The 19,736-nt window shown below is 64.8% G+C and carries 18 protein-coding genes and 1 tRNA gene; 10 read left to right on the top strand and 9 right to left on the bottom strand.

What is annotated here, in order from left to right:
• Nucleotides 1-59 precede the first annotated feature (59 nt).
• The 5 genes from GII31_RS18335 to rplA all read left to right on the top strand — a co-directional run bounded on the left by GII31_RS18335 (nucleotide 60) and on the right by rplA (nucleotide 2,928).
• Nucleotides 60-132: transfer RNA gene (locus GII31_RS18335), tRNA-Trp, on the top strand.
• A gap of 60 nt (nucleotides 133-192) precedes the next feature.
• A complete protein-coding gene (secE, locus tag GII31_RS18330) occupies nucleotides 193-609 on the top strand; it encodes a preprotein translocase subunit SecE (protein WP_213244806.1) in 417 nt (138 codons plus the stop codon).
• A gap of 113 nt (nucleotides 610-722) precedes the next feature.
• Complete coding sequence (gene nusG / locus GII31_RS18325) at nucleotides 723-1,568, top strand: transcription termination/antitermination protein NusG (RefSeq protein ID WP_213244805.1); 846 nt, start codon at nucleotides 723-725, stop codon at nucleotides 1,566-1,568.
• A gap of 84 nt (nucleotides 1,569-1,652) precedes the next feature.
• Nucleotides 1,653-2,084 (top strand): 50S ribosomal protein L11, encoded by a 432-nt coding sequence (gene rplK / locus GII31_RS18320; protein WP_213244803.1) that lies wholly within the window; start codon nucleotides 1,653-1,655, stop codon nucleotides 2,082-2,084.
• A 127-nt stretch (nucleotides 2,085-2,211) separates the two neighbouring features.
• Complete coding sequence (gene rplA, locus GII31_RS18315) at nucleotides 2,212-2,928, top strand: 50S ribosomal protein L1 (protein ID WP_213244802.1); 717 nt, start codon at nucleotides 2,212-2,214, stop codon at nucleotides 2,926-2,928.
• A gap of 200 nt (nucleotides 2,929-3,128) precedes the next feature.
• On the opposite strand, the gene GII31_RS18310 is transcribed toward rplA, so the two are convergent.
• Nucleotides 3,129-3,767 (bottom strand): hypothetical protein, encoded by a 639-nt coding sequence (locus GII31_RS18310; RefSeq protein WP_213244801.1) that lies wholly within the window; start codon nucleotides 3,765-3,767, stop codon nucleotides 3,129-3,131.
• A gap of 191 nt (nucleotides 3,768-3,958) precedes the next feature.
• Here GII31_RS18310 and GII31_RS18305 point away from each other — a divergent pair, with 191 nt between their 5' ends.
• Nucleotides 3,959-4,912 carry an L-lactate dehydrogenase gene (locus GII31_RS18305; protein WP_213244800.1) on the top strand — a complete coding sequence of 318 codons (954 nt, stop codon included), beginning with the start codon at nucleotides 3,959-3,961 and terminating at the stop codon, nucleotides 4,910-4,912.
• 643 nt (nucleotides 4,913-5,555) lie between these two features.
• Here the strand turns inward: GII31_RS18305 and GII31_RS18300 are convergent.
• The 6 genes from GII31_RS18300 to GII31_RS18275 all read right to left on the bottom strand — a co-directional run bounded on the left by GII31_RS18300 (nucleotide 5,556) and on the right by GII31_RS18275 (nucleotide 12,118).
• Nucleotides 5,556-6,122: a hypothetical protein gene (locus GII31_RS18300; RefSeq protein WP_213244799.1), complete on the bottom strand. Its 567-nt coding sequence runs from the start codon at nucleotides 6,120-6,122 to the stop codon at nucleotides 5,556-5,558.
• Between the two features lie 301 nt (nucleotides 6,123-6,423).
• Entirely contained in the window at nucleotides 6,424-6,954 is a 531-nt protein-coding gene (locus tag GII31_RS18295) for a hypothetical protein (RefSeq protein ID WP_213244798.1), read from the bottom strand.
• A gap of 149 nt (nucleotides 6,955-7,103) precedes the next feature.
• Entirely contained in the window at nucleotides 7,104-7,700 is a 597-nt protein-coding gene (locus GII31_RS18290; RefSeq protein WP_213244797.1) for a hypothetical protein, read from the bottom strand.
• A 486-nt stretch (nucleotides 7,701-8,186) separates the two neighbouring features.
• Nucleotides 8,187-10,748 carry a LuxR C-terminal-related transcriptional regulator gene (locus GII31_RS18285; protein ID WP_213244796.1) on the bottom strand — a complete coding sequence of 854 codons (2,562 nt, stop codon included), beginning with the start codon at nucleotides 10,746-10,748 and terminating at the stop codon, nucleotides 8,187-8,189.
• 165 nt (nucleotides 10,749-10,913) lie between these two features.
• Entirely contained in the window at nucleotides 10,914-11,393 is a 480-nt protein-coding gene (locus tag GII31_RS18280) for a hypothetical protein (RefSeq protein ID WP_213244794.1), read from the bottom strand.
• Between the two features lie 215 nt (nucleotides 11,394-11,608).
• A complete protein-coding gene (locus GII31_RS18275; protein WP_213244793.1) occupies nucleotides 11,609-12,118 on the bottom strand; it encodes a hypothetical protein in 510 nt (169 codons plus the stop codon).
• A gap of 192 nt (nucleotides 12,119-12,310) precedes the next feature.
• On the opposite strand from GII31_RS18275, the gene GII31_RS18270 reads away from it, so the two are divergent.
• From GII31_RS18270 to GII31_RS18260, 3 genes are all read left to right on the top strand, one after another.
• Complete coding sequence (locus GII31_RS18270; protein WP_213244792.1) at nucleotides 12,311-13,126, top strand: DUF2786 domain-containing protein; 816 nt, start codon at nucleotides 12,311-12,313, stop codon at nucleotides 13,124-13,126.
• An 80-nt stretch (nucleotides 13,127-13,206) separates the two neighbouring features.
• Nucleotides 13,207-13,707: a TIGR04338 family metallohydrolase gene (locus GII31_RS18265; protein WP_213244791.1), complete on the top strand. Its 501-nt coding sequence runs from the start codon at nucleotides 13,207-13,209 to the stop codon at nucleotides 13,705-13,707.
• A 49-nt stretch (nucleotides 13,708-13,756) separates the two neighbouring features.
• On the top strand, nucleotides 13,757-14,137 hold the full coding sequence (locus GII31_RS18260; RefSeq protein WP_213244790.1) for a hypothetical protein: 381 nt from the start codon (nucleotides 13,757-13,759) through the stop codon (nucleotides 14,135-14,137).
• A 97-nt stretch (nucleotides 14,138-14,234) separates the two neighbouring features.
• Here GII31_RS18260 and GII31_RS18255 read toward each other — a convergent pair whose 3' ends face one another.
• Complete coding sequence (locus GII31_RS18255) at nucleotides 14,235-16,289, bottom strand: CocE/NonD family hydrolase (protein ID WP_260840094.1); 2,055 nt, start codon at nucleotides 16,287-16,289, stop codon at nucleotides 14,235-14,237.
• Between the two features lie 207 nt (nucleotides 16,290-16,496).
• On the bottom strand, nucleotides 16,497-17,738 hold the full coding sequence (locus GII31_RS18250; RefSeq protein ID WP_213244787.1) for a glycoside hydrolase family 76 protein: 1,242 nt from the start codon (nucleotides 17,736-17,738) through the stop codon (nucleotides 16,497-16,499).
• 231 nt (nucleotides 17,739-17,969) lie between these two features.
• Here GII31_RS18250 and GII31_RS18245 point away from each other — a divergent pair, with 231 nt between their 5' ends.
• Nucleotides 17,970-19,364: an IS1380 family transposase gene (locus tag GII31_RS18245; protein ID WP_260840093.1), complete on the top strand. Its 1,395-nt coding sequence runs from the start codon at nucleotides 17,970-17,972 to the stop codon at nucleotides 19,362-19,364.
• Nucleotides 19,365-19,736: the final 372 nt, after the last annotated feature.

The following is a 19,736-nucleotide window of genomic DNA, read 5'->3' as shown; positions in this document are numbered from 1 at the left end:
GTCTGGGTACTACAGAAGCCGTCAGGCACAATCGACTGTGGCCGCCACGGTGGCCGCAAAGGGGCGTAGCTCAACTGGCAGAGCAGCGGTCTCCAAAACCGCAGGTTGCAGGTTCAAGTCCTGTCGCCCCTGCCCTGGACTGATACTCAGGTAGACCAGTCAGGGCACACGTTGACGAGAGGAACCGCGAAGGTGAGCAAGCGAGACCGCGCTGCCCGGGCCAAAGGTGCCCCCGAAGTCACCGACTCGGTGGCCGACGACCTTGAGGTAGATCTCTCGTCCGACGACGACGCGGACCTTCGCCCCCAGGGCAAGCGTTCGGCGCGGGGACGCCGTCAGGGTTCCGGAGTCGCGGCAGACGTCGGTTCATCGGTGGCCGTTGCCGAACGCGCGAAGGACACCACGGCGTCGAAGAGTGCCAATCCGTTTGTCCGTATCTGGACGTTCCTCAAAGAGGTCGTCACCGAACTGAAGAAGGTCATCTGGCCGACGCGCCGGGAGATGATCACCTACACGATCGTCGTGCTGGTGTTCGTGGTGCTCATGACAGCCTTCATCGCCGGTATCGACCTCGCCTTCGGCAAGGGCGTCCTCTGGCTGTTCGGCTGATCGCCGGGCCGTTCACGCCGGACAACACCGCATCGGATGTGCCGCATCCGATGAGACCGGGCCGGCAGCGCCGCTGCTGACGACCAGCAAGTGAAAGAGGAGCGTGGGCTGCAGTGAGCACCCCCGAGAACGAGATCGAAGCGACCGAGGTGCTGACCGCGGACGCCGATGCGGTGGACGCTGCTGACGTCGACGTTGCCGAAACCGATGAGATCGATTCCGACGTGACCGACGACTCCGCAGCCGATGAGGTACCGTCCGACGAGGCTTCGGACGACGAGGCGGCGGCCACCGAAGTGCCCGCCGGTGAAGCGCCCGTGGAGGAGCCCGCCGAGGTCGATCCGGTCGAGGAGCTGCGCAAGCAACTGCGCCGCGCCCCCGGCGACTGGTACGTCATCCACAGCTACGCCGGTTACGAGAACAAGGTGAAGACCAACCTCGAGACCCGCGTGCAGAACCTTGACGTCGGCGATTACATCTTCCAGGTCGAGGTGCCCACCGAAGAGGTCACCGAGATCAAGAACGGCCAGACCAAGAAGGTCAACCGTAAGGTGCTGCCCGGATACATCCTGGTGCGCATGGAGCTCAACGACGAGTCGTGGGGCGCGGTCCGCAACACACCGGGCGTCACCGGGTTCGTCGGTCTGACCTCCCGACCGTCGCCGCTGTCGATCGATGAGGTGCTCAAGTTCCTCGCGCCGCCCGCCGCGGCCAAGAAGCAGTCGGCCACCAGGGCCGCCGCCGAGACCGTCGAGGCGGCCGCCGCCGCGGCCACCGCGGTCATCGAGGTCGACTTCGAGGTCGGCGAGTCGGTCACCGTCATGGACGGTCCGTTCGCGACGCTGCCCGCCTCCATCAGCGAGGTCAACGCCGAGCAGCGCAAGGTCAAGGTTCTGGTGTCGATCTTCGGTCGCGAGACCCCGGTCGAACTGAACTTCAACCAGGTCGAAAAGATCTGACGCACGCGCTCCCGTTGCGGAGCGGTCACAGACTTCCACGCCTCCAGCGGACGTGGATTCGCAAGGTACGAACAAGGAACAAGAATGCCTCCCAAGAAGAAGAAGCTTGCCGGGATCATCAAGCTCCAGATCCAGGCAGGCGCTGCCAACCCGGCACCGCCCGTCGGCCCCGCACTGGGTCAGCACGGCGTCAACATCATGGAGTTCTGCAAGGCGTACAACGCCGCGACCGAGTCGCAGCGTGGCAACGTCATCCCGGTCGAGATCTTCGTGTACGAAGATCGCTCGTTCGACTTCAAGCTGAAGACTCCGCCCGCCGCGAAGCTGCTGCTCAAGGCAGCCGGTCTGCAGAAGGGCTCGGGCGAGCCGCACACCAAGAAGGTCGGCAAGGTCACCCTCGATCAGGTCCGCGAGATCGCCAAGACCAAGCAGGAAGACCTCAACGCCAACGACATCGACCAGGCGGCGAAGATCATCGCCGGCACCGCCCGCTCCATGGGCATCACGGTCGAGTGAGCTTGCGATCTCGCATCCCTCTCGAGGGTTAAGCACCACCACCACCCCCATTCGTAGTGACTCGTGGGAGGGCCGGCTCGGTCCGCACCACACACCCGCGTCGTACTAGCGGAGAAAGAACAGAGCAATGAGCAAGAAGAGCAAGGCCTACGCCGAATCGTCGGCCAAGGTCGACAAGTCCAAGCTGTACAGCCCGCTGGAGGCTGTGAAGCTCGCCAAGGACACCTCGTCCAAGAACACCGACGCGACCGTCGAGGTGGCCATCCGCCTCGGTGTCGACCCCCGCAAGGCAGACCAGATGGTTCGAGGCACCGTCAATCTGCCGCACGGAACGGGTAAGACCGCCCGCGTGATCGTGTTCGCCGCCGGTGACAAGGCCGCCGAGGCCCTCGCCGCCGGTGCCGACGAGGTGGGCGCCGAGGATCTCATCGAGAAGATCCAGGGTGGCTGGCTGGACTTCGACGCCGCCATCGCCACCCCGGACCAGATGGCCAAGGTCGGCCGCATCGCGCGTGTCCTGGGCCCGCGTGGTCTGATGCCCAACCCGAAGACCGGCACCGTCACCGTCGACGTGACCAAGGCCATCAATGACATCAAGGGCGGCAAGATCAACTTCCGCGTCGACAAGGCCGCCAACCTGCACTTCGTCATCGGCAAGGCCTCGTTCGATCCGGCCAAGCTGGCCGAGAACTACGGCGCCGCCTACGACGAGATCCTGCGGGCCAAGCCGTCGGCGGCCAAGGGCCGGTACCTGAAGAAGGTCACCATCACCACTACCACCGGTCCCGGTATCCCCGTCGACCCGGCCGTCTCGCGTAATTTCACCAGCGAGGCAGACGCCTGATCGCTCCGGTGTAGCCATCGGCGAGAACATGAATCGACCCCCTCACAAGAGGGGGTCGATTCATCTTTGTGTGCAGGGCTGCCGGCAACGGTCCGGCAACAGTTGTACGCGTGGCGAACGGACGGCTCTCTCGACTGCACTACGATGACCGGTGTCGTGAGTGGTGCTCGCCCACCCGGCCCGGGGCGAATTGCCCAGGGTCAGCACCGATCGGCCCGCCATTGCCAGTCCTCGTACAACCAGGTGTTCGGTGTGGTCGGAGTGCCGTCGTAGGCAATGTTGAGCACCGTTGCTGTTGTGTCGTTTTCGATGGTGATGCGGTACCGTTCAGGGCCGGAGAAGTCCCGACCGGATTTCGGCCCATACTTGATCCGGTACGATTCTGCGATGTCGGCGCGGGTTCGACGTTCTTGGCAGCGCCGCGTGTAGAAGTCCCACATGATGTCCCAGTTACCCTGTTGAACATACCGGTACTCCTCATGCAGTCGCAGGCGCAGCGCTGCCATCTTGTCGATGTTCGATTGCCCGCCCGCCGGTGTGGGTGTGATCCGGACATGGCCGGGCAGTGTCGGAAACCGTTGCGGCTCGGCCTTGGCGTCCGGAGCCGCATCGACGCCCGCAGCGGCGATCAGAATCAGCGCGGTACCGGCGAAGCTCGGCATGCGTAATCGGTGGGTCATCTGTGCATCTTCCTCCCCGCAGGATTGAACCTGCTGATCGACATCCACTGCCCATCCTTGCGGGAACCCGTGCACCTGACACGAGTAGTGGACTACTCGAGTCTCGGATGCGCAGCCCGTGATGGCGTGAACGATCCGCCCATCCGCCCATCCGCCCATCCGCCGAGTCGACCGGCGACGTTCGAGCAGTTTCCACCCTCTACGGCGAAGTGGCTGGGCGTTGGCCGGGTTGTGGTAAGGAGGTTCTCTTGCCGAGGGTGTGCCGGCATACCGGCGGCTGCGCATAGCGGGACCGGGTGGGGCGGGTAACAATGGGAGCACGGAGTTCGGACGGTGGAGGGGATCATCTGATGGAAGCTCGGCAAACGAAACTGGCGATCGTCGGGGCGGGTGCGGTCGGTACTGCGGTAGCGTATTCGTCGCTGATCCGCGGCGTGGCCCGCACGGTGGCCCTGCTCGATATCAACAAGGCGAAGGTCGATGCCGAGGTGCTTGACCTGTCGCACGGACTGGAGTTCGTTCCGCGTGCCGACATCATCGGCGGCGATGACGTGGCTGTCTGCGCCGGTGCCGATGTGGTTGTGTTCACCGCGGGCGCCAAACAGAAGCCGGGCCAGTCGCGACTCGAACTGGCCGATGCCACAATCAGATTGACCCGGAACATCCTGCCCGGACTGTTGGAGGTGGCCCCGGACGCCATCTACGTGATGGTCACCAACCCGGTTGATATCGTCACCTACGCGGCGTTGAAGTTCAGCGGCCTGCCGCATAGTCAGTTGTTCGGCTCAGGTACGGTACTCGATTCGTCGCGGCTGCGGTTCTTGCTGTCCCGATACACGGGGGTGGCGCCGCAGAACGTGCACGCCTATATAGCCGGCGAGCACGGCGACAGTGAGATCCCGTTGTGGACATCGGCGACGATCGGGGCGGTGCCGCTGCTCGAATGGGAGGCGCTGCCCGGCTACGAGCCACTCGATGAGGCGGCGCGCCGAACCATCCACGACGAGGTGGTGCACGCCGCCTACCGGATCATCGAAGGCAAAGGCGCCACCAATTACGCGATCGGTTTGGCCGCCACCCGCATCGTCGAGGCGATCCTCAAGGACGAGCACCGTATCCTGCCGGTCTCCACCCTCGCCGACGGTTTCGCCGGCCTCGACGATGTGTGTCTGTCGCTGCCGTCGATCGTCGGCCGCTGCGGGTGCGGCCGTCGGCTCGAGGTCAAGCTCTCCGACGGTGAACGCGCCGGGTTGATGCGGTCGGCGCAGACGTTGCGGGATATGCAGGCCAGATTCGGGCTATAAGTGAAAGAATCACCCTCCACATCCTGCTTTGACACACCGAGCTGTCATCTTGGGCCTCCACTTGGATACGGTTACTTCAAACGCTGTCGTGTCGGTCTCGGACGATAAATACGATGAGATCGTGATGCACTCCGTGAGGGCCGAGTACTTTCGTGCCATATCGACGCGACGAGGTTGTAGCATCGCGCTCGCCCGTTTATGGCTCCCGACGGTTAGTCCACCTCGGTTGAGGAATTCTCCGGCCGCGTTCCAGGAATCCAGGTAATTTCTGAGTAGTCGGCCCGCCAATTCAGGGTCATGGTCCTGCACTTCTTGGGCGGCCTCCGCATAGTCCGAAGCCTTTACGAGTAGTGGCAACGCACTTGCCGGGTAAAGCCAGTATTTGCACGAGATCGACTTGTTGAATGGATTTGTGAAAGTGATTCGGACCTGGTTGACCAAGACCGCCTCGCCTGCGGTTGCGGCATGTCCGGGTCTTGTCTCCCACGCATTGGCGAGGCCCGCGGTTGCGAATGTCGGCACTACCGCGACGATGTACGCGCTCATGATTATTAAAAGGCGCGTGATGAAGGTGCGCATCGGCTGCCTTTCTGGTGTCTGTCGTTGGAAACGGGTTGACACCCTGTTTCTTGGACGAGTGACGTCAGCTTCCGAAGATGTCGTCGAGACTCCCCGATCCGTTCGCCGACTTGGGCTTGATCGCGAATGCTGAATGATCACGCTCCAGGCCGCTTCCGTCGGCGGATGAGCATTCCACATAGCCGGCATATTCGCTGAGGGCCGGCTGTGGCGGTACCCAGGTCGTTGATTCCGATTGCAGAGCATTGAGCGTGTGCCACCCAGATTGTTTTTTCAGGGGAGTCCCGGCGGATGCCATTATTGCGTCTGCTTTGGCAGCGGTTTCATCCGCTTGGGTGGGATTTCCGGCGGCCCGCTGCTTGAATGAAGTGTTGTACAGTTTCGCTGCCTCGCTGAGCTTGCCGAGCTTATTGGCGGTATAAATTGTCTCGAAACACGTCACCTTTTCGGCGGTAGGGTTTTTGAAGGTCACCACCACCTTTCCCTCGTCGATGACACCGGACCCGGCGTGACCGGGGGCGTCGATCCACGCGGTCGCCGACCCTATCCCGGCAATGCTCGCGGCCGCGGCGGCCGCCGCCATCGCGATCGTGAGTCGGTGGCGGACCGGAAGAGCTTTCGGTGCGGGCATGGAGAACCTCCTGTGCGATGTTGGCCGGTACCCGACCGATCTTCGCAAGCCCCTGGGCACTTGCCACGAGTAGTCGACTACTCGAATCGTCTACTCGCACTGGCGAGGGTATGAATGGATCCACGTGTGGGGTGGTGGCGGATGATTCTGCGCCCATCTCGACCTCGACGGCGAGCCGGCCGACAGCAGTCACGCACCCGACCGTAGCGTCCCCGGCTGTCGACTCCGGCAGTAGCCGCCACTTCGGTGGCCAGTCAGGAGGCATCATTACCCTGGCCGCGACTTCCGGGTCGATCTGAGGTCAGACGTCGACCGGCCACACGTGGAACGCGGTGGTATCACCCTGGAACGCCACGGGGCCTTCGGTTGCGGGGTTCGCGTAGCGGCAGTCGGTGAGCGCCGAATAGTGACGGGCCGGTTTTCCGCTCGGCCGAATGAAAATGATTTTCCGGGTACCGGGTGACACGCTTGTGGTGGTACGCGATTCGTACAGGGGCAGGCCGGCTGACCGGAGGGCGGCCGCCGCGTGGGTCAGCGATGTCTGCGCTGCGGACTTCTTCTTGTTCACGAGCTGCTGCTCGGCGAGATTGCTGAAGTACGCCGACTGCCGCAAGATCTTGAGCTTGGCCACCGGGTAGACCCCGACCCGGCATTTGATGCTCGCGTCGAGTGGATTGGTGTAGGTGATACGCACCTGGCCCGCGACAGTCCTCCCGGACCCCGAATGTTGCGGCGTGCCGACCCAGGCATCGGCGGGGGCCGCGGTGATGGTGGACGCGACGGCAAGACCGGTCGCGGCCAGCGCCACACGACGATGAAAGCGCACACTCATTCGGTTCTCCTGTGACAACGGTATCGGAGGACCATCGTGCCATCTGCTGTCGCACGGCGATGAGGCGGGACTCCGACGACGTCGTCGGAGTCCCGAATGTGACGAACCGGGTGTGCCTCGTGTCGCTGATGGCTGATCGGTCCCTTGCGTCAGCTTCCGAATGCTTCCAGGAGTTGATCGAGTGGTGACTTCGGCGTGGCGGGCGTGGGCTCGGGAGCGGGCTTCGGATCGGTGATGTCCTTGGGCAGTGGCTTGATCTTCACCTTGTCGACTGGTCCGTCGATCTTTGGGATCTTGATCTTGGGAGTGTCCTTCTCTTTCGGCTTCGGCGCCAGTTTCACAACCTTCTTCGTATCCGGCACGTCTACCATCAGCTGGGTCTTGATGTCGTATTTTGGCGGAAACAGCCCATCGGTGTGTGAACGGCACTTGCTCCAGAACTGACGCAGACCGGACGGGACGTCGGTCGCGGTGGCGTTGTCTTTCGTACCGCGGGCGACGGCGAAGTCGGGGTAACGTTTGCCGCCGATTGCCCATTCGCAGTTGACGCCCCGGTCCAGCTGATTATCGAGTGTCACCTGAACTTTTCCGGGGGAGGTGGTGATCGTCATGTGAAACTGGTTATCGTAGGCGCCTTGGTGATAGGTCTTGGCGTCGGCATTCCCCGGTGTGGTCCCGAGCAGGCCACCGACGGCTGCGGCGCCTACTATGATTGCTGCTGCTGTGCGTCGACGTGGTGTGATCATCGGGTGCTCCTGTCGGTGTGTGGTTGTTGTGCGAGCCGTGGCGGACAACCGGTAATAACCTTAGGGGCACATGCTCAATCAGCTAAGAGTAGTGGACTACCCGAATCTGCCGACAAGGGTATCGAGGGTCTGCCGGTCGCCACGGCGTGTGGAGTCAGTCCCCGCGGGTTCTCACAATGAATGCAGCGGCTTCGGCGTCGCCGGTGCCGCCGACGCAATGAACGAAAACCGAGCAGGTTTTCGACGGTGAACCCTTCACCGTCAGCGACTTGACCTGTTATTGGCCTGGTGCGAGTGTGACTGTTTGCGAATCGGAGCGGGCGGCGGTGGCATTCGCCGCGGCGCGGAGGAATCTTGTGTATGCCGTCTGTGCTCCGGCCGTGTCTCCTGCCGCCACAGAACGGATAGCTTTGTTGTAGTTCCGAGTAGTCGACTACTCGTTTATCGAATTGATCCGAACGGGCGACTACTCGGCCTTCGCGATACTCAGTGTCGGCGGCCGGTGCGGACCGGTTCGCCGAGTACCCGCGCTGCCCGGTACAGGTGGCCCTCGACGGTGCGCACCGATAGTTGCAGTTTATCGGCGATGCCCTTGTTCGATGCGCCCGCGCGGGCGAGGATGACGATCTCGCGCTGACGGGCCGACAAGCCATCCGACAGCCGGGCCGCTGTCATCATCGGAGTGGCGATACCTCGCGGATCGGCGGTCCGCGCGAGATTCTCCAGTGCGGTAAGGCGAGCGCCGTTGCGGCCTTGATCGCCGTGGGCGATAGCGGCCGCTGCGTGGGCGTCGGCCGCACAGGTGTGGAGGTCGAATCCGGTGTACAGCTCGGCCACCTGGTCAAGTTTCTGGGCATCACCGACCGCTCGCGCGTGGGCAGCGGTCGCGACCGCACGCGGCAGGTCGGGAAATGACTCGGCGAGGAGCTCGGCCCGGGCCACGCAGGTCGTGGCACCGAACCGGACGGCGAACTGCAGCGCGAGAATTTCGTGGCCCACGCGTTCTGCGGTTCGGGCGTCGTCGGCGATACGCAACGCGACTGCGATGGCTGCGGTGACCGCACCCTGCCAGGCCAGCGACCAGGCCTTGAGCAGGTCGATACGTGGCCGCAGAAATCCGAACGCGCCGTGTGCATGGTCGGCCAGATGGGTGATGAGAGTGTCCAGGGTCGCGCGATCGCCTGCCATCGCGGCGGCCTCGGCACGCTCGAGACAGAACGGGATCCACATGAACGGTGGTGCGCCGAGCTCATCGAAGCCGCGGAGTGCGGTGTCCAGGAGCCTGGTCGCGAGACTGATATTGCCGCACGCCACGCCCAGCATTCCGTCGGCGCCGGTCAGCCACACGCGGGGGAGGCCGGGGGCGAAGCCGATGATGTCGGCGAGGTCAGCGACCGCTCGACCGGCGGTGCCGGGATCGCCCAGCAGGCAGCAGAAGTAGGCGTGCAGGTGGGTGAGCGCGCTCCGATGGTGAGCGGTAGTAGGTGTATCGGTCGCCGCATATCCCGCGGCAGCCCATGCCGTGAGGTCATGGACCCTGCCGGTCTCCCCGGTGGCGATGACCATCGCCCAGCAACGAAGAACCTCCCCAAGGGGTGGGACTCCCGAGAACGCCGGACCGTCAAGTGCGTTCAGTACCGCGCACGGACGGCCGGACAGCGCATCGAGGATGCCGCTGATCGTGGCCGCGGTGCGGGGACGGAGGTTTTCGTTGTCGGCGACCGACCGCGCCTCGTCCGGACGATCACGTGTCCAGACATGATTGTTGGCCCGCACCAGTGCGATCAGCTCGATCTCCTCGGGTGTGGCGGCCTGGCCGGTGACGGCGGCCAGCGTGGCCTCGGCCGCATCGCCCTGTCCGAGTAGTGACAGGGCATAGCCCGAGATCAATTGAGACTGAACCGATCGATCAGGTGACCGGACAGCCGCACACAACTGGAGGGCCAACGCCAAATCCGTACTGCCCAAAGCCGCGTGCGCCCCGGCCACCAGAATCTGATCGCGGCCGTCGAAGTCCTCGGCGTCGAGCGCCAGGACCGCCTGCTTTATACCCGACATCGATGATGTGCCCGGCGCCGCTGCCAGCGCACGAGCGATCTGCCCACGTAGTCTGCTGTGTCGCACGGAAGCCGAGGCTCGGCGTATCTCGCCGAGGATCGGATGTGTCAACCGCAGTTCGGGGTGAACGGCGGTGCCGCCGGTGGCGACGAATCCGTGCCGCTCGGCACGTTCGATGGCACCGTATCCGGTCAGTTCAGCCACTACCGGAACTGGAAGTGGCTCGGCGACTGCGAGAACGTCGATCACGTCTATAACATCGGCGCCGGCTGATTCGCAGCGGTTCGCGAGCATCGCGGACAAACTGTCCGGCAACGACGGCCGGCCCGCCGATATCCAGACCCCATCGGACAGAGTGAGGTCGCCGGTGTCGCGGCTGTGCTCCAGGAGAGCGCGCAGGAATAGTGGGTTGCCCCGTGTTCGATGGAACAGTGAGGCAAGTAGCTCATCGGAAGCGGGTGCACCCAGCCCGGCGAAAACGTAATCCGCGGTTTCGGTTTCAGTCAGTCCGGGCAGCTCGATCAGCATCGCGTTCTCGTGGTCGACGACCTCGGCGGACGTCGGGGTGAGTGGATCATCGGACCGGACGGTGGCAATCACCGCGACGTGACCGGCGTGCATCAACGTCATCACCACGAACAATGACATGTCATCGAGCCGCGGCAGGTCATCGACGACAACCAGTGTCGACCGGTCCGATGTCATGGTCTCGATCAGCGTGTTCACCCGCCGTAGCGGATCGGTGACCGTAGGATCAACCCAGGCCGCGAATGCGCCCAGCGGAATGTGTCGGCCGGACAGGGTGCCCCGCACCCAGAACACCGTCCCGTTGAACGCTTTGCCCACTTCCCGCGCGAGGCGTGTCTTGCCGATTCCCCCAGCGCCTCGGATCACGACCGGCCTGCGGTGTGCGTCGGCGATGGCACGAGAGATCGTGGCGCGCTCCTTGGTGCGTCCGATCAACGGCCAGCGCTCGAATCCGGTGCTCACAGTTTGACTCTATGCAGGGCGTAATAACTGCTCAAGACAAGTGTGTCCGCTGTTCGAATCAACTTCGGCCTGGCGACGCATCGTCGATCGATCTGGCGGTGGCCCGCTCACCCGGCCGGGCTCGAATCGGCCTGGAGCATACCGGGCGGTTGTCGACGGCGGCGTCTACGACCCCCACCCGAAGGGAGTCACGTAGACGTACTTGTACGAGCCGTCGTCGGGGAGTTGGATCGCATCGAAGTCACGATACTGCCCGGCGTTCTCTTTGATGAAGCAGGTGACCAGCACGAGATACGCGGCAGTCCAGGGTCGGGCCGGGGCTCGGTACGAGTAGGTCACTGTGGTCTTTCGGGTGGTGACGGACTTGTTGTGGCCACGTGCCGGGATGAGCGGACCGGCCGCCGACCCCAGCGGAGAACCTGCCGACGAGCCGCCGAGGCCGAACGGGCCGCCCTGCTCGTCGATGTTGATGGAACACTTTTTGTTCACCGGCGGTAGGTTGGTGACGCGAACGACGATCATTCCGTTCGACACCGAGTACGTCGCTGTGGGTTTGGCGGGTGCGGCGACCGCCGGTGTCAGGGCGAACGCGTAGCTGAGAAGGGCTGTCAGTGCGGCGACGACGACGCGATGTCGGTGAGGCATGGATGTTCTCCTGATGTCGGCGGTTCTCGGGTTCCGGGGGCCGGTCGCACTCTGACTCTCCGATGACGTCATCGGGCAACCTGAATATGACACATCGGGCCGCGGCCGGCATTCCCCGGCAGTCACTGCGGTTGATCGTGATGTCAGGCATCTCGGATCAACCACAGCGACACGGTGGGAGCCTCGCGGGTGGTTCGGTTCCAGACGGAGGGCCGCTACACCCCGGGGGTCCGCACGATGAACGCTTTGGCATCAGCGACGCTGGTCCCTGCGTCTCGGCAAGCGACCACGACCGAGTATGTTTTCGATGCGGTACCGGTCGGTGTCACGGTCTCGACCTTCGATTGTCCCGGGGTGAGTATGACGGCGCTAGTATCTGCGCGTGAGTTGCCGGCCGAGTACGCGGCACGAATGTACTTGTTGTAGGCCCGGTCCTGGGCCGCGGTATCCCCGGTCTGCACTGCTTTCATGTACTTGTTGTACTGGGTTGCCATGTTCGACAGCCAGTGGAACCGCCCGGTGTCGAAGACGAATCCCGCGCAGTCGACGGTTACCGCTGTCGGGTTCCTGAACGTGATTTCCACGGTCTTGCCCTTGACGATGCCGGATGCCGAGCCTGCGGGGCCGCCGGGGATCGCCGAGGCGGTGCCGCCGCCGACGGCGATGGCGGCCGCCGCCGCGACGGCCGTCGTAGTGGCTGCCATGCGGCGCGAGGTGGTGGTCATTGGTCCTCCATGTGTCGTGGTGGGTGGTGCTGTCGGATGGGACATGATCATCGTCACCGCGAATCGGGTAGGTGGCGTGAGTAGTGGACTACTCGTTTTCGGGAACCGGATCGCCCGAGTGTCGTTCGGGAGGTGTCCACAGGCCCCGACTGCTTCGTGGCATCCGCCCGGATCGGCCATAGGCTGGTGGGTATGCGCGATGACAAGCTGCTGACCCGAATCGCGGCGCTGCTGCGACAGGCCGAGAACACCGACAACGAGCATGAGGCGGAAACGTTTATGCAGGCCGCGCAGCGCCTGGCGACGGCATCGTCGATCGATCTGGCGGTGGCCCGCGCGCATGATCCGGCGGCCCGCAGGCGGACCACGCCGATCACCCGGCAGATCGCGATCGGGGAGGCCGGCCGGCGGGGGCTCAAGACGTACGTGCAGTTGTTCGTCGTCATCGCCCGGGCCAACGACGTGACCGTCGACGTGGCGGGCAATTCGACCTTCGTCATCGCCTACGGCTTCGAATCCGACATCGATACCTGTGAGGCGCTCTACACCTCGCTCGTCGTGCAGATGGTGGCCGCCTCCGACGCGTATCTGCGGTCGGGCGGACATCGGGGAGAGGTTGCCGCGCGGGTGGTCTCGCGCGGCGGCGGGCGCCGGGTTGTCGAGCGGAAGCCGTTGTCGGGAATCACCGCCCGGCTCAACTTCCAATCGGCGTTCGCCACGCGGATCGGTACCCGGCTCACCGAGGCACGCGATGCGGCCCAGGCCGAGGCCGTCGACGCGGAGAAGGCCGGAAATGCGGCGGCATCGACAGCTATAGCACTGCGCGACAAAGAAGTCGAGGTTATCGGGTTCTACCGAAAAGAATCGAAGGCGCGGGGGTCGTGGCGGCCCACATCGGCGTCGGCCGGGTACTCGGAGGCCGCGCGCCGGGCCGGTGACCGGGCCGGACGTCGGGCGAAGATCGGCGCCGATCGCGAATTCGGTTCCGCGCGAGGCGTATTGGAATGAATTATGCCAGACGATGAGGTATGTGGACGGTCAGAGACACCGGGCTATCAGGGGTGCCGGATGATGGGCGGTGCCGGTAGATGAGCGGCCGGGATTCGTTGCGGTCGCGGGTGTACGAGGCCGAACACCTCGCGCACCGGATGTTCGACCGGACGTCGTCGTCGCGTCTCGTGCAGCTCGCCGGAGCGTCCATCACCCTGCCGCCCGAGGCACGGTTCGCCTCGGTCGGCTCGGTGCGTGACTATGTCGGCAGGGTATTGGAGATGGACGTTGTCACAGAACAGTTCACCGCTGCGGGGATTCCCGTCGCGGTGGTCGAGCGCGGGGGGCATCGCTCGGCCGAATATCGTAGACGGCCCGACGGCAGCCGGGAGATAGCCATTCCTACCTCACGTGAAGGTCGGTGGGCGCTACGTGAACTCGTGGTGCTGCACGAGTTGGCGCATCACTTCGATGATTCCGGCGGCCCCGCGCACGGCGTGGGGTTCGTGCATACGCTCATCGCGCTCGTCGGATCGGTACTGGGCCCCGAGGCAGCCTTCGTCTACCGGGTCGTGTTCGCCGATTCGGGTGTCCTGTGATGTGGCGAAAGCCGTCGAACCGGACGGGTGAGTCGGTGATACTGGTGACATGGCATTCAATGACTCGCGTCCGCAGGCGGAACGGCAACGGCTGAGGAAGCTGGCGCAGGCCGCGCTCAACGCGGATGCCACGGTCGATCAGGTCAACGAGATCCTGGGCGGCCTGGGACCGACACTGATCGAACTGGACAAGACGATCGGAAAGCTCGACGCGGCCATCGACGAGTTGAACCCCACTCTGGCCAGGTTCGCCGAGACCATCGACGGCGTCGACAGGGCGGTGGCCGGCCTCGCCGAGATCACCGTGCGGATGGAGCGGGTGGTCACCAGGGTCGAGGCGATCGTCGGGATCGCCGAGGCGGCACTCCGACCCATCAGCATGATCGAGTCGGCGGGACGCAGCATCACCACCCGACTCGGGCTGAGTTGATCGGCCGGTCGCGTCGATCCCCATAGCGGGTCCGAACGCGGACACCCGCCCTGATCGGTGATGGGGGCGGGTGTTCGGGTGTCTGGGTGATATGGCGTCAGATGATCGGCAGATCGGCCTCGAAGGTGAGGTAGCTCGGGTACATCGGGTCGATCACCAGGCGCTGATGGTGGCCGCGGAACTTGATGAGGTTGGGAATCACGTTCAAGTACCGCGGATAGCTGGCGGCGTAGATATCCACGCGCAGCCGGTGACCCGGTTCGAGGACGGCGTCGGTGGGGGTGAGCGAGACGTCGATTCGCACCGGCTCGTCGGCGGGCACCGGCAGTTTGTGGTCCCGGGTGAGCTGGTGGTACGCCTTGGCCACGGCGCCGTCCACGGTGTACCGGGTCCGGGTGTGGTCGAGCGCCCGGTTGGCGGTGGACAGCGCGCCGCTGGTGAGTACGGTCGAGCGGCCGTCGGGGGCGACGTCGTTGACGGTGACCGCCCACACGGCCTCGTGGCCGGTGGTGGCCACGTTGAGCCGGAGGTTGAGCGTGCCGCTGATCCGGACCCGCTCGATCACCGCATCGGAGGTGAACGACAGGCCGCCCTTCTCCTGGAACCGGGCGTCGGTGTTGAAGTGCGGGCCGAGCGCCATCGTCGCGCCGGCGGTGACCTGCGTCATATCGCGCGAGATCAGGCCGCGCAGGTCCCGCTTGACCTTCAGCGATGCCGCGTGTGGGCCCGGTACCGAACTGAGGGTGCCGTCGTGGACGGTGTGTGCGGCGCTGCCCGACGGCGCGTCGGACAGGTACAGGCGCTGATGCTCCACTCCCGGACGCGGGAAACTCGGTCCCGATGTCCAGGCCCCACCCTGCTGCAGCATGGTGACCGGGCCGTAGTACTCGATGCCGTTGCGCTGATCCTTGAGCCAGCGGTCGAACCAAGCGCGTTCGAGTACGTCCAGCCGCGGTGGGGCGGCGTCGCCGCCGTAGCCGGAGCCCGCGTCGAAGTGGTAGCCGTCGCCCACCACCATCTGCTTGCGGCCCGGTTCCATGGCCAGGCGCTCGTAGATGCCGGTGGCGCTGTGGCTGAACAGGTCGTGCCAGGCGCCGACGGTGAACGTCGGTACCTCGATTCGGTTGATTTCGGGATCGCGTTCGTCGAAATAGGGGTCGTCGTGGATGCGCGGATCGCGGGCGGTCAGAAATCCCCAGCCGATCGATCCCAGTTCGGTGGCCGGCGACTTGACCCGCGACGATGCCCAGCGCAGCGTGTCGCCGCGCACCATGTCGCGCAGCATGGTCGATGGGTTGGGCAGCCATTTGAGCACGTTGACCACCGACAGCCAGGCCGGGATGAACGCCGATGGCATCCCGCCGGTGATGTAGATGTCGCGGACGATGTCGTCGCAGCCTTCGACGGCGAACACCGCGCCGAGGCCCTCGGGCCGCTTGTCGGCGGCCTGTAGCGAGTTGATGGCCGAATACGACCAGCCGGCCAGGCCGAGCTTGCCGTTGCACCAGTCCTGTGCGCGCACCCAGTCGAGGATCTCGACGGAGTCCTGCTGTTCGCGGGCGCCGAGGATCTCCCACTTGCCGTGACTGGCGCCGGTGCCGCGGACGTCGACGATGATCTGGACGTAGCCGGCGCGTACCAGGGTGCGGTTGATGCCGAAGATGTCGAAGACGCCGCCGGCGAGGGTCTTGGTGAGTGTGCTCAGGCCTTCGAGCGCGGTGCCGGCGGCGTCGACCGAACCGGCGGCGGTGCGCATGGCCTTACCGACGACGGGCACGTTGAGTATCTGGTCGAGGAAGTCGATCGCGGCCCGGTTGTACGGGTTGATGTTGACGATGGCCGGGTACGGGGTCATCGCGGTCTGGCCGAAGCGGTTGGCGGGGCGGATGACGGTTGCGCGCAGTTTGACGCCGTCGCTCATCCGGATGGTGACGTCGCGGTCGATGGTGACGCGGGGGTAGATCTGGTTGCCGTCGACCTGCTCGCGCCAGCGGATGCCGTCGCCGCCGCCTGTCGGGTCCCCGAGGGGGAGCGTGCCGAAGTGATCGCCGCGGCGCAGTGGCAGGCCGTCGGCGTAGTGGGTCTCGGGAACGGTTCCGAGCTCCGGAACGGCTCCGAGACGGCCACGGACCGGATCGAGTTGATACGTCATGGTGCATCACCTGCTTTCCCACACGTGACGACGTGTCGCCCGCGTGGGTTCACAGGGTGGCTCCGGCGCGTTGTCGGAGGGCCTGTCGGCACATCGTCGTATCGATGCGAACATTGCATACAACAAAATTCATCTGTGTTTTATGTCACGTTCGCGGTCTAGCTGAGACTAACTCAGGTTATGTATCGGACACACAACCGGGGGGTCTCAATGTGATACATGCTCGGAAAGTCCCAGGTCAATCGCTGCGGCGGCCTCCAAAACCATCCATCCGGACAGTTGTACGGACAGGTCTTGCTCCGGCATCTGCGACGACTGTGTGGCTCCGTCCACCGTCTTGCCCACGGCCCCGCCGGACACCGGCATCCGGGCCGGAATCCGCCAATCGTGGCCGAACACGGGGGAGCCGCCGATGTCGAGCCGGTTGGCCCACGCCGCCTCGGCGCTCGTGGTGACGATCGCGGCGGCGCGCCGGCGCAACTCGTCGGCACCGGGTGCGCAGGAGGGCAGATCCGTCGCGATCAACGCCAGATAGCGGGCCAGGATGCCCGAGAACAGGCCGCCGTCACCGCCGCCGCCGAACGGGGCCGCCTTGATGATCTTGTCGGGGGCCAATCGCCGCTCGACCGCCCCGAGCAGCCGGTCGATGCGTTCGGCGTGCACCGCCTCACCGGTCAGCCGCAACAACTCGGTCTCGGCACCCAGGACGACCCCCTGACAATAGGTATAGATCGCGGTGACCCGCTCGGTCCGATCGGGGCCGGGCCGGATGCCGTCGATGATCAGTTGTGACGCTGTATCGACGAGGGTCGTCTCGATCCAGTCGCACATCGCCGCGGCCCGGTCCGCATGTCCGGTCCGTGCCAGCAGGATCGCGGCCGGACCGTTGGCCGGTGCGTTAAAGAACGGATCGGTCTCGTTCGACGCCTTCGCGTTGCGCCATGGGATGCCGCCGCCCGCCTCGGGTGCCCAGGGGGTCAGCAGCTGTCCGGTGAGGTCCCGCAGGGCCCGGGGATGGGACATGCCGAGCTTGCGGTCGGCACGTTCGACCGCCAGGCCGAGCCAGGCCATGTCGTCGTAGTAGTTGTTGATCCACCTGCCGCGGTTGCGCAGCCGGATACCGCGCAGCAACAGCCCGACCGCCCCGGCGACCGCCGGATCGTAGGAACGGTCCCCGTCGGCGCTGCCGCTGGGCCGGTGCACCGCGGCGTCGACCAGCGTGTCGACGAAGTGGGCGTGCCACCAGTAGTGCCAGCTGTGGCTCTTGCGCCGGGGCCAGGCCACGTCGGCGATGCGGGTGCCCGGCAGCCGCAGCAGCCGCCGCAGATGCCGGGTCGCCACCGCATCGGCGGCCTCGGCGGCGCGGTCATTGGGCCCGGCGGTATTGGGAGCGGGGGTTTTGGGAGCGGAGGCCGTGGCGCGCTGCACGTGATCGGGTGCGTCATCCATGGCCGGTAAGCCTAGTGGTGGTCAGGGAGTCGCTCGGCCGCGCACACACCTGTCTCCACCGGAGCGCTCAAGTTCCGCGCGGGACCGGCTGAGCGGTGGGTCCGGAAGGGGATTGGCCTAGCCTGGGCCTTTCACGGTAATTCCGTGTCGTTAACAAAGAATGGTGCCCTGACCTGGGATGATTGAACTTGCGAAGGTTCCAAACAGACCAGATCGAGGAGCACCATTCAGGTGAGTAAGTCTACGTCGCCGTACCCGTCAGTGTCGGTAGATGGTTCAGGAACCGGTGTCGTGTCGCATGCGGGGGCTGTGGTGTTGCTGCGTACGGCGCACAAAACTGGTCTGACCAGCGCACTGTCACAGGCATTGGCGCCGTGGCGTGCGCCGATGGCAACCCATGATCCGGGCAAGATCATCGCTGATCTGGCCGTGGCGGTCGCGATCGGTGGGGACTGCCTGGCCGACATCAACCAGGTCCGCACCGATCCGGGTGTGTTCGGGCCGGTGGCCTCCGATCCGACGGTGTCACGGCTGGTCTCGACGTTGGCCGCCGATGCCACCACAGCTTTGGCGGCGATCAACACCGCACGCGCAGCCGCGCGTGCGACGGCGTGGTCCGCTGCCGGTGAGGGTGCCCCTGATCATGGCCGTGATGCCCGTGCACCGCTGATCATCGATCTCGATGCCACGTTGGTGACCGCCCATTCGGAGAAGCAGCAGGCCACCGCGACGTGGAAGAAAGGATTCGGGTTCCACCCGTTGTGCGCGTTCGTCGACCACCAGGGCGAGGGTACCGGTGAACCCCTGGCAATCGAGCTACGCCCGGGCAACGCTGGTTCCAACACCGCCGCCGACCACATCACCGTCGTCGAACAAGCGTTGACACAGATCCGGGGCACCGGCGGGTATCGGGTGGGTAAAAGCGTGTTGATCCGCACCGATTCCGCTGGTGGCACACACGATTTCCTGGACTACCTGACCCGTCGGCGCCTGTCCTATTCGGTCGGGTTCGGGCTGACCGAGACCATCGCCACCGTCATCGACCGCCTCCAACCTGCGGCGTGGACACCGGCCTATGACAGCGACGGCACCGAACGCGACGGGGCGTGGGTGGCTGAGCTGACCGGCGTGCTCGACCTGTCGGGTTGGCCCGACGGTATACGCGTGATCGTACGCAAAGAACACCCGCATCCAGGGGCGCAACTGCGCTACACCGACTCCGACGGAATGCGGTTGACCGCTTTCGCCACGAACACCACCACAGGTCAGCTCGCCGCACTGGAACTGCGCCACCGTCGTCGTGCCCGCTGCGAGGACCGCATCCGCAACGCGAAAGACTGTGGCCTGACAAACCTTCCATTGCACGGCTTCGACCAGAACCGCATCTGGTGCGCCATAGTCATGCTCGCCTGCGAACTGATCGCCTGGACCCAACTCCTCGGATTCGACGGCACCACCGCACGCCGTTGGGAACCGAAAAAACTACGACTGCACCTGTTCTCCATCGCCGCCAAGATCACCCGACACGCCCGACGCACCCGACTCAAACTCGCCACACACGCACCCGGCCGACACCTACTACTGGCCGCACTCACCCGGCTGGACACCCTACCCAACCCCCGCTGACCACCCAACCAACCCGACCAACCAACACCGAAAGGACCACATTTCGGGGCCGTGAACCCCAACGCCCACCGACGCCTCGGCACACTCCTCACGGCCTCGGCCCGAAGTCAGGTCCCCAGACCACCCAATCGGGCCATCGGCAACCGACCGCCACCCCACGAAATTTTGAGGCTAGCGAAAGAAATCCTCCGAGTAGGAGCCTTCCAGGGAATGCTTTGCGCTGCGAATTAAAATCTATTGTGCGATATGGTTCGCATTGCGTATGTTGTGGCCCATCGGAAAGGGTGACTTCGGTGTGACGCGGGCGATGAAACATCCTCGGATGTGAAATAGAGCAACAATCGACGGTCCGCAATCTTTTTGTCCCCATGG

Origin of the sequence: Gordonia pseudamarae, assembly GCF_025273675.1 — a bacterium.
Lineage (GTDB): Bacteria > Actinomycetota > Actinomycetes > Mycobacteriales > Mycobacteriaceae > Gordonia > Gordonia pseudamarae.
This window is presented reverse-complemented; position numbering and strand designations above follow the sequence as displayed.

Coding starts and splice junctions, on each gene's coding strand:
- rplK (WP_213244803.1), top strand. CDS start 1,653: ATGCCTCCCAAGAAGAAGAAGCTTGCCGGGATCATCAAGCTCCAGATC.
- rplA (WP_213244802.1), top strand. CDS start 2,212: ATGAGCAAGAAGAGCAAGGCCTACGCCGAATCGTCGGCCAAGGTCGAC.
- GII31_RS18310 (WP_213244801.1), bottom strand. CDS start 3,767: ATGGGCGGATGGGCGGATGGGCGGATCGTTCACGCCATCACGGGCTGC.
- GII31_RS18305 (WP_213244800.1), top strand. CDS start 3,959: ATGGAAGCTCGGCAAACGAAACTGGCGATCGTCGGGGCGGGTGCGGTC.
- GII31_RS18300 (WP_213244799.1), bottom strand. CDS start 6,122: ATGCCCGCACCGAAAGCTCTTCCGGTCCGCCACCGACTCACGATCGCG.
- GII31_RS18295 (WP_213244798.1), bottom strand. CDS start 6,954: ATGAGTGTGCGCTTTCATCGTCGTGTGGCGCTGGCCGCGACCGGTCTT.
- GII31_RS18290 (WP_213244797.1), bottom strand. CDS start 7,700: ATGATCACACCACGTCGACGCACAGCAGCAGCAATCATAGTAGGCGCC.
- GII31_RS18280 (WP_213244794.1), bottom strand. CDS start 11,393: ATGCCTCACCGACATCGCGTCGTCGTCGCCGCACTGACAGCCCTTCTC.
- GII31_RS18275 (WP_213244793.1), bottom strand. CDS start 12,118: ATGACCACCACCTCGCGCCGCATGGCAGCCACTACGACGGCCGTCGCG.
- GII31_RS18270 (WP_213244792.1), top strand. CDS start 12,311: ATGCGCGATGACAAGCTGCTGACCCGAATCGCGGCGCTGCTGCGACAG.
- GII31_RS18265 (WP_213244791.1), top strand. CDS start 13,207: ATGAGCGGCCGGGATTCGTTGCGGTCGCGGGTGTACGAGGCCGAACAC.
- GII31_RS18260 (WP_213244790.1), top strand. CDS start 13,757: ATGGCATTCAATGACTCGCGTCCGCAGGCGGAACGGCAACGGCTGAGG.
- GII31_RS18255 (WP_260840094.1), bottom strand. CDS start 16,289: ATGACGTATCAACTCGATCCGGTCCGTGGCCGTCTCGGAGCCGTTCCG.
- GII31_RS18250 (WP_213244787.1), bottom strand. CDS start 17,738: ATGGATGACGCACCCGATCACGTGCAGCGCGCCACGGCCTCCGCTCCC.